Annotated in this window: 6 protein-coding genes; 1 reads left to right on the top strand and 5 read right to left on the bottom strand. The window is 65.7% G+C overall.

The annotated features are described in order from the left end of the window. Window positions 1-287: 287 nt before the first annotated feature. Entirely contained in the window at window positions 288-716 is a 429-nt protein-coding gene (locus EN851_RS34035) for an Lrp/AsnC family transcriptional regulator (RefSeq protein WP_135931035.1), read from the bottom strand. Window positions 717-837: 121 nt separating this feature from the next. Here EN851_RS34035 and EN851_RS34030 point away from each other — a divergent pair, with 121 nt between their 5' ends. Further along, on the top strand, window positions 838-1,941 hold the full coding sequence (locus EN851_RS34030; protein WP_135931034.1) for a saccharopine dehydrogenase family protein: 1,104 nt from the start codon (window positions 838-840) through the stop codon (window positions 1,939-1,941). A 60-nt stretch (window positions 1,942-2,001) separates the two neighbouring features. On the opposite strand, the gene lpdA is transcribed toward EN851_RS34030, so the two are convergent. The 4 genes from lpdA to EN851_RS34005 form a co-directional block, all read right to left on the bottom strand. Then, window positions 2,002-3,399 carry a dihydrolipoyl dehydrogenase gene (lpdA, locus tag EN851_RS34025; protein ID WP_135931033.1) on the bottom strand — a complete coding sequence of 466 codons (1,398 nt, stop codon included), beginning with the start codon at window positions 3,397-3,399 and terminating at the stop codon, window positions 2,002-2,004. Window positions 3,400-3,638: 239 nt separating this feature from the next. Further along, window positions 3,639-4,967 carry a dihydrolipoamide acetyltransferase family protein gene (locus tag EN851_RS34015; RefSeq protein ID WP_135931032.1) on the bottom strand — a complete coding sequence of 443 codons (1,329 nt, stop codon included), beginning with the start codon at window positions 4,965-4,967 and terminating at the stop codon, window positions 3,639-3,641. 11 nt (window positions 4,968-4,978) lie between these two features. Further along, a complete protein-coding gene (locus EN851_RS34010; protein WP_135931031.1) occupies window positions 4,979-5,992 on the bottom strand; it encodes an alpha-ketoacid dehydrogenase subunit beta in 1,014 nt (337 codons plus the stop codon). Window positions 5,993-5,995: 3 nt separating this feature from the next. After that, entirely contained in the window at window positions 5,996-7,228 is a 1,233-nt protein-coding gene (locus EN851_RS34005) for a thiamine pyrophosphate-dependent enzyme (protein ID WP_135931030.1), read from the bottom strand. Window positions 7,229-7,706: the final 478 nt, after the last annotated feature.

Raw genomic sequence — 7,706 nt, 5'->3', positions numbered from 1 at the left:
TCCCAAGCTCTCCCGCGGCTGTAACCTCAGGTGGTACGGGCGACTTCGCCAAGCCAAGGTCCGGGCGGCCGCCCGGACCTTGGCTCAATCGCTTCAATCCCACGAAATCTCTCTCGTGTAGATACAAGGTGGCTCGGCGAAGCCGAGACGGAGTGGGGGTCGACCAGCGCAGCATAGGACAATGCATGCGCCAAGCTGCCATGCACGCTATCGCCAAAGACCAGCCGCTGGAAATGTGCGCATGCTTAGCGCCTCTGGCGGGAGCGAGGAGCCCGAGTCCTGAGTACTCACCTGTCGATCCGCGTCGACAGGATGATCGAAGACGCGGTCCGCTCGACCCCGTCCATGGCGCCGATCTGGTCGAGCAGCGTGTCGAGGTCGCGGATCGACGGCGCGTCGACGATGACGATCATGTCGAAATTGCCACTGACCGAGTGCAGCGTCCTGACCGGCGGCAGCGCCTGCAGGGCGCGCACCACTTTGTCGGCGAGCTTGGGCGTGACGGTGAGCAGCACATGTGCCCTGACCAGCCCCTGCTCATAGTCCGGCGCCAGCCTGACGCCATAGCCCGTGATGATGCCGCGCTGCTCCAGCCGCTCGATCCGGCTTTGCACCGTCGTGCGCGACACGCCGAGTTGCCGCGCCAGTTCGGCCGTCGAGGCGCGCGCGTTGGCGCGCAGCAGCGAAAGCAGGGCCTGTTCGGCATCACTGAGCATTTCGACGAATCCTTTCGGCAAATCGACTAGAGATAGGGTTCACATTGCAGGATTCCACGCTTCCTTTCGACAGGCAAGCAGCGATGATCCCGGCAAACGCGGATCGCAGGGGAATTTGACCATGAACAAAGTCGTTATCGTCGGGGCCGGCAAGATCGGCTCGACCATCGCCGAAATGCTTGCTGAAACGGGCGACTACCAGGTCACCCTCGTCGACCGCTCGGCGGCACAGCTCACTGCTGCCGAAGTGCCCGCCGGCGTCGAGACGCTCGAACTCGACATCGCCGCGGTCGGTGCGCTCGAGGCGGCGCTCGCCGGCAAGTTCGCGGTGCTGAGCGCCGCCCCCTTCCATCTCACCACGCGCATCGCCGAGGCGGCGGCCAGCGCCGGCGTGCATTATCTCGACCTCACCGAGGATGTCGTCTCGACCAGGCGCGTCAAGGAACTGGCCCGGACGGCCAAGAGCGCCTTCATCCCGCAATGCGGGCTGGCGCCAGGCTTCATCTCGATCGTCGCCAACGACCTCGCCAGCCGCTTCGACACGCTGGAAAGCGTGCGCATGCGCGTCGGCGCGCTGCCGCAATACCCGTCCAACGCGCTGAACTACAATTTGACCTGGAGCACCGACGGCGTCATCAATGAATATTGCGAGCCTTGCGAGGCGATCGTCGAAGGTGAACTGGTCGAAGTGCCGCCGCTGGAAGAGCGCGAGGAGTTCTCGCTCGACGGCGTCACCTACGAGGCCTTCAACACCTCCGGCGGGCTCGGCACCTTGGCCGACACGCTGAAGGGCAAGGTGCGCACGCTGAACTACCGCACCATCCGCTATCCCGGCCATGCCGCGATCATGAAGGCGCTGCTCAACGATCTCGGCCTGCGCCATCGCCGCGACGTGTTGAAGGACATTTTCGAAAGTGCTTTGCCGGCGACGCTGCAGGACGTGGTCATCGTCTTCGTCACCGTCAGTGGCCGCAGACAAGGCCGTCTGCTGCAGGAGACCTACGCCAACAAGATCTATTCCAGGCGCGTCGGCCAGACGGTGCGCAGCGCCATCCAGATCACCACGGCTTCCGGAATCTGCGCCGTGCTCGACATGCTGGCCGACGGCTCGCTGCCGGCGACCGGCTTCGTCAAGCAGGAGGAGATCGCGCTCGACGCCTTCCTCGCCAACCGCTTCGGCCGCGCCTATGCCCAGCACGATATGGTGAGCCGGCTGGCGGGGTGAAGAGCGCCAGCCTTTCTCCCTTCTCCCCCTTGTGGGAGAAGGGAAAGACCAACGCCGCGCTCAAATATGCAGCGCGTGCCCCAGGGCCTTGAGCGCCGCTTCCTGGAACCCCTCGCCTTGCGTCGGATGGGCATGGATCGTCCCGGCGATGTCCTCCAGCCGCGCGCCCATTTCCAGCGCCAGCCCGAAAGCCGCCGCCAGTTCCGACACGCCCTGGCCGACCGCCTGGATGCCGAGCACCAGGTGATTGTCCGCGCGTGCCACGACGCGAACGAAGCCGTCTTCGCCGAGCTTGGTCATCGCGCGGCCATTGGCGGCGAAGGGGAACAGGCCGATCTTGATCTCGCCGCCGAGAGCTTTGGCCTCTTCGGGCGACAGCCCCGCCGTCACCAATTCGGGATCGGTGAAGCAGACGGCGGGGATCGAGCGCTTGTCCCAGCTGCGCTTGTCGCCGGCGACGATCTCGGCGACCATCTCGCCCTGCGCCATTGCCCGGTGCGCCAGCATCGGCTCGCCGGTGACGTCGCCGATGGCGAAGACGCCGCGCATCGAGGTGCGGCACTGGTCGTCGGTCCTGATGAATTTTCCGGCCCTGTCGAGATCGATCTGCTCGAGCCCCCAGCCCTCGGTCACCGGCTTGCGGCCGACCGTCACCAGAATCTTGTCCGCGGCGACCTTGCCGCTCTTGCCGTCGGAGGTCTCGACCAGCAGCGCATCGCCTTTCGTTGACAGGCCCTTGGCCTTGGCGCCTGTCATCACCTCAATGCCGAGCGCGGCGAGCCGTTTGACCACGGGCCGGGTCAGTTCCGCATCATACTGCGCCAGCACGCGCGGCAGGGCTTCGACCACGGTCACCTCGGCGCCCATCTTGGCGAAGGCCATGCCGAGCTCCAGCCCGATATAGCCGCCACCGACGACCGCGAGCTTCTTGGGCACTTCGCTCAACGCCAGGGCCTCGGTGGATGAGATCACCGGCCCGCCAAAGGGAAGAAAAGGCAATTCGACCGGCGCCGAGCCCGTCGCGATGACGATCGCCTCGGCCCGGATCACCTGGCTTCCCGTCTCGGTTTCGACCTCGAGGGTCTTGCCGTCGCGAAAGGTCGCCCAGCCCTGCACGGTCTTCACCCCGGCTTTCTTGAGCAGGCCGGCGACGCCGCTGTTGAGCCGGCTGACGATCCCGTCCTTCCAGGCGACGGTCCTGGCGAGATCGAGCACGGGTGCCGTGACCGAAATGCCGAGCGGGCTCTTGCCGCCGGCCATGTGCGCGACCTTCTCGAACTCCTCCGCCGCGTGGATCAGGGCCTTGGACGGGATGCAGCCGACATTGAGGCAGGTGCCGCCCGGCTTGCCGGCCTCGACGATGACCGTATCGACACCGAGCTGCCCGGCACGGATGGCGCAGATATAGCCGCCGGGACCGGCGCCGATGACGAGCAGCTTGCAGGAGATTTCTTTCATGGTGTGACCCTTCGACCCGAGGGAATGCTCCGTCGAGATTCTTCACGCCCCCCTCTGTCCTGCCGGACATCTCCCCCACGAGGGGGGAGATTGGCAGCTTCGTCGCTTCGCTCATTCTTGCGATGATAGAGATTGGCGAAACCCGGCGTGACGTCCAATCTCCCCCCTTGTGGGGGAGATGCCTGGCAAGGCAGAGGGGGGCGCTGTCCCGCAGTCATCTCGGTCATTCCGCCGCCCCTCTAATCCACGAAAATCAGCGCCGGCGTTTCCAGCAGCGCCTTGATCCGCTGCACGAACACCGCCGCGTCCCAGCCGTCGATGACGCGGTGGTCGAAGCTCGACGACAGGTTCATCATCTTGCGCGGGATGAACTGCGTGCCGTCCCACACGGGCCGCACCATCATCTTGTTGACGCCGATGATCGCGACCTCCGGATGATTGATGACCGGCGTGGTCGCCACGCCGCCCATGGCGCCGAGCGAGGTGATGGTGATGGTCGACCCGGACAGGTCGTCACGGGTCGCAGTGCCCGACTTGGCCGCCTCGGCCAGCCTGGCGACCTCAGCGCCGCAATCCCAGATGTCGCGCGCCTCGGCATGCTTGACGACAGGCACCACCAGCCCCGACGGCGTCTGCGCGGCGATGCCGATATGGATGCCGCCATGCTGGTGGATGATGCCGGCCTCGTCGTCGAACAGCGAATTGAGTTGAGGCTGGTCCGCGATGGCCTTGACCATCGCCCGCATCAGGAACGGCAGCAGCGTCAGCTTGGGCCTCTCCGCGCCTCCCTTGGCCGGGCGCTTTTCCTTGTTGAGCGCGGCGCGCAATTCCTCCAACGGGGTGACGTCGATCTCCTCGACATAGGTGATGTGCGGGATGCGCGACTTGGACAGCGTCATCTTCTCGGCGATCTTTCGCCGCAGGCCGACCAGTTTGATGTCCTCGATCGCATCGTTGCGGGCGAGACCCGATGTCTTGGCCAGTTGCGGCCCGCGCGCCAGGAACGCCTCGATGTCTTCGTGGCCGATGCGGCCGGCCGGGCCGCTGCCCGCGATTCGCCTGAGATCGATGCCGGCCTCTTTCGCCCGCAAGCGGACGGCTGGCGACGCCAGCGGCTTTTCGCCTTCCGGGCGCGGCGCGCCGGCCGAGGCCCGTGCGGTGGTCTTCGCGGCAGCCTGCGGCGGTGCGGGTTTTACCGGTGCCTCGGCGGGCTTTGCCACCTTGGGCGACGGTGCGGTTTCGGGTTTCGGGCTCGGCAGCTTGGCGGGCGCTTCGGCCTCCGCGGTTGGTTCCGCTTCTTTGCCGGCGCCCTTCACATTGCCCTCGCCCGCCACCTTCAGCCGCACGATTGGCGAACCGATCGCCACCGTGTCGCCGATCTCCGCGCCCAGCCACAGGATCTCGCCATCGACGGGCGACGGGATTTCGACCGTCGCCTTGTCGGTCATGACGGCGGCAAGCACCGTGTCCTCGCGCACGATGTCGCCGATTTTCACATGCCATTCGACGAGTTCCGCCTCGGCGACGCCCTCGCCGACATCGGGCAGCTTGATGATGTGTTCGCCCATCTCAGGCCTCCCTAAGCTTCCAATGTTTCGATGAGGGCACGGCCGACGCGCGCGGGCCCCGGAAAATACTCCCACTCCTGCGCGTGCGGATAGGGCGTGTCCCAGCCGGCGACGCGGGCCACCGGCGCCTCCAGTTGGTAGAAGCAGTTTTCCTGCACCAGCGCCGAGAGTTCGGCGCCGAAACCGGAGGTCAGCGTCGCCTCGTGCACGACGACGCAACGTCCGGTCTTCTTCACCGAGGCCACGATCGTGTCGAGGTCGAGCGGCAGCAGCGTCCTGAGATCGATGATCTCGGCGTCGATGCCGGTTTCCGCGGCCGCGGCCTGGGCGACATAGACCATGGTGCCGTAGGCGAGCACCGTGACAGCCGTACCCGCCCTGCGGATCGCCGCCTTGCCGAGCGGCACGGTATAATGGCCGTCGGCGACCTCGCCGAGCTCGTGCTTCGACCATGGCGTCACCGGCCGATCGTGATGGCCGTCGAACGGACCGTTGTAGAGCCGCTTCGGCTCGAGGAAGATCACCGGGTCGGGGTCCTCGATCGCCGCGATCAGCAGGCCCTTGGCGTCATGCGGGTTGGACGGCACCACCGTCTTCAGGCCCGACACATGGGTGAACAGCGCTTCCGGGCTCTGGCTGTGCGTCTGGCCGCCGAAGATGCCGCCGCCCGTCGGCATGCGCACCACGATCGGGCAGGTGAAGTCGCCATTGGAGCGATAACGCAGCCTTGCGGCTTCCTGCGTCAGCTGATCGTAGGCCGGATACATGTAGTCGGCAAACTGAATTTCCACGCACGGCTTCAGGCCATAGGCGGCCATGCCGATGGCCGAGCCGACAATACCGGATTCGTTGATCGGCGCGTCGAAGCACCGGGTCTTGCCGTACTTTGCCTGCAGGCCTTGGGTGCAGCGGAAGACGCCGCCGAAGAAGCCGACATCCTCGCCGAACACGACGACTTTGCTGTCGCGCTCCATCGACACGTCCATGGCGTCGCGAATGGCCTCGATCATGGTCCGTCTTGGCATGGGTCAGACTCCCGCCTGCTGGCGTTGGCGTCTGAGATGCGGCGGCATCTCGGCGAACACGCCCTCGAACATCTCGCGCGTCGACGGCTTGCCGCCGGCATGCAGCGTGCCGTGGCTTTCCGCCTCCTTCTGCGCCGCGATGACCGTGTCGAGGATTTCGGCCTCGGCCTGCGCGTGCCGCTCGTCCGACCAGACGCCGAGCTTGATGAGATGGTTCTTCAGCCGCATGACTGGGTCGCCGAGCGGCCAGGCGTCGGACTCGGTCTTCGGCCGGTAGGCGGAGGGGTCGTCCGAACTGGAATGGGCGCCGGCGCGGTAGGTGACATATTCGACCAGCGTCGGTCCGAGATTGCTGCGGGCCCGCTCGGCCGCCCATTTGGCCACCGCGTGGACGGCGAGATAGTCATTGCCGTCGACGCGCAGCGAAGGGATGCCGAAGCCGAGGCCTCGGGCCGCGAAGGTGCCCGAGCCACCGCGCGCGATGCCCTGGAAGGTCGAGATCGCCCACTGGTTGTTGACGACGTTGAGCACCACCGGCGCCTTGTAGGTGGAGGCGAACACCAGCGCCGAATGAAAATCGGACTCCGCCGTCGAGCCGTCACCGATCCAGGCCGCGGCGATGCGCGAATCGTTGGAGATCGCCGAGGCCATCGCCCAGCCGACCGCCTGGATATACTGCGTCGCCAGATTGCCGGAGATGGAGAAGAAGCCGTGCTCCTTCGACGAATACATGATCGGCAGCTGCCGGCCCTTCAGCGGGTCGGCCTCGTTGGAATAGATCTGGTTCATCATCGTGACCATCGGATAGCCGTCGGCGATCAGCAGTCCGGCCTGCCGATAGGTCGGAAAATTCATGTCGCCGGGCGCCAGCGCCTTGCGGAAGGCGCAGCTCACCGCTTCTTCACCGAGATGCTGCATGTAGAAGGACGTCTTGCCTTGCCTCTGCGCCATCTGCATGCGCGCATCGAAGGTCCGCAGCGTCATCATGTTGCGCAGGCCTTCCAGCAATTCCTCGCTGGAAAGCAGCCCGGCCCACGGCCCGACCGCCTCGCCATCGCGGTTGAGCACGCGGATGATCGAGAAGGCCATGTCGCGGATGGTGCGTGGATCGACATCGATCTCGGGGCGCGGCACCGAGCCGGCCCCGGCGATGGTCACGTTGGAGAAATCAGGCGTGCCGCCCGGCCGCACTTCCGGCTCCGGAACGTGGAACCGCAACATCCCAGCATCGGCCATGACCTCAGATCCTCCAATGTTGCCTGGGTGCGGATATTTGCACATCCGTGCCTCCAGGCCAGTGCGAATTCGCCCGGCAAGCTCTTCAGCTATCGGTTCCGGCCACGCCGGCCGATCCGGCCTCCCGCGCTCAAGATGAAGATATGTCCGCGAAATTTCTTGTCGATGTTGAGCGGCGGCACGCAATTTGGCGAATGGTTGCGGGCAGGTTGCCGCAAGAGGAGGTATTTTTAGAAGGCGGGGCCAGAAGCGACCTTCCTTCTCCCCTTGTGGGAGAAGGTGGATCGGCGCGCCAGCGCCGAGACGGATGAGGGGTGTTCCCGCGGAGTGAGACGCTGGCGTTCCCTGGAACACCCCTTGTATCTGCACGGATCTGACTTTGTGCGATGGAAGCGACTGAGCCTCGAACCGGACGGCATCCGATTCGAGGCTTGGCGAAGTCGCCCGACACCCCTGCGGCTACAACCGTGGATGAGCC

Source organism: Mesorhizobium sp. M8A.F.Ca.ET.208.01.1.1, from assembly GCF_004791315.1.
Taxonomy (GTDB): Bacteria; Pseudomonadota; Alphaproteobacteria; order Rhizobiales; family Rhizobiaceae; genus Mesorhizobium.
This window is presented reverse-complemented; position numbering and strand designations above follow the sequence as displayed.

Bases quoted from the DNA above. Each gene is read 5' to 3' on its own strand.
- EN851_RS34010 (WP_135931031.1), bottom strand. From the start codon at position 5,992: ATGCCAAGACGGACCATGATCGAGGCCATTCGCGACGCCATGGACGTG.
- EN851_RS34035 (WP_135931035.1), bottom strand. From the start codon at position 716: ATGCTCAGTGATGCCGAACAGGCCCTGCTTTCGCTGCTGCGCGCCAAC.
- EN851_RS34030 (WP_135931034.1), top strand. From the start codon at position 838: ATGAACAAAGTCGTTATCGTCGGGGCCGGCAAGATCGGCTCGACCATC.
- EN851_RS34005 (WP_135931030.1), bottom strand. From the start codon at position 7,228: ATGGCCGATGCTGGGATGTTGCGGTTCCACGTTCCGGAGCCGGAAGTG.
- lpdA (WP_135931033.1), bottom strand. From the start codon at position 3,399: ATGAAAGAAATCTCCTGCAAGCTGCTCGTCATCGGCGCCGGTCCCGGC.
- EN851_RS34015 (WP_135931032.1), bottom strand. From the start codon at position 4,967: ATGGGCGAACACATCATCAAGCTGCCCGATGTCGGCGAGGGCGTCGCC.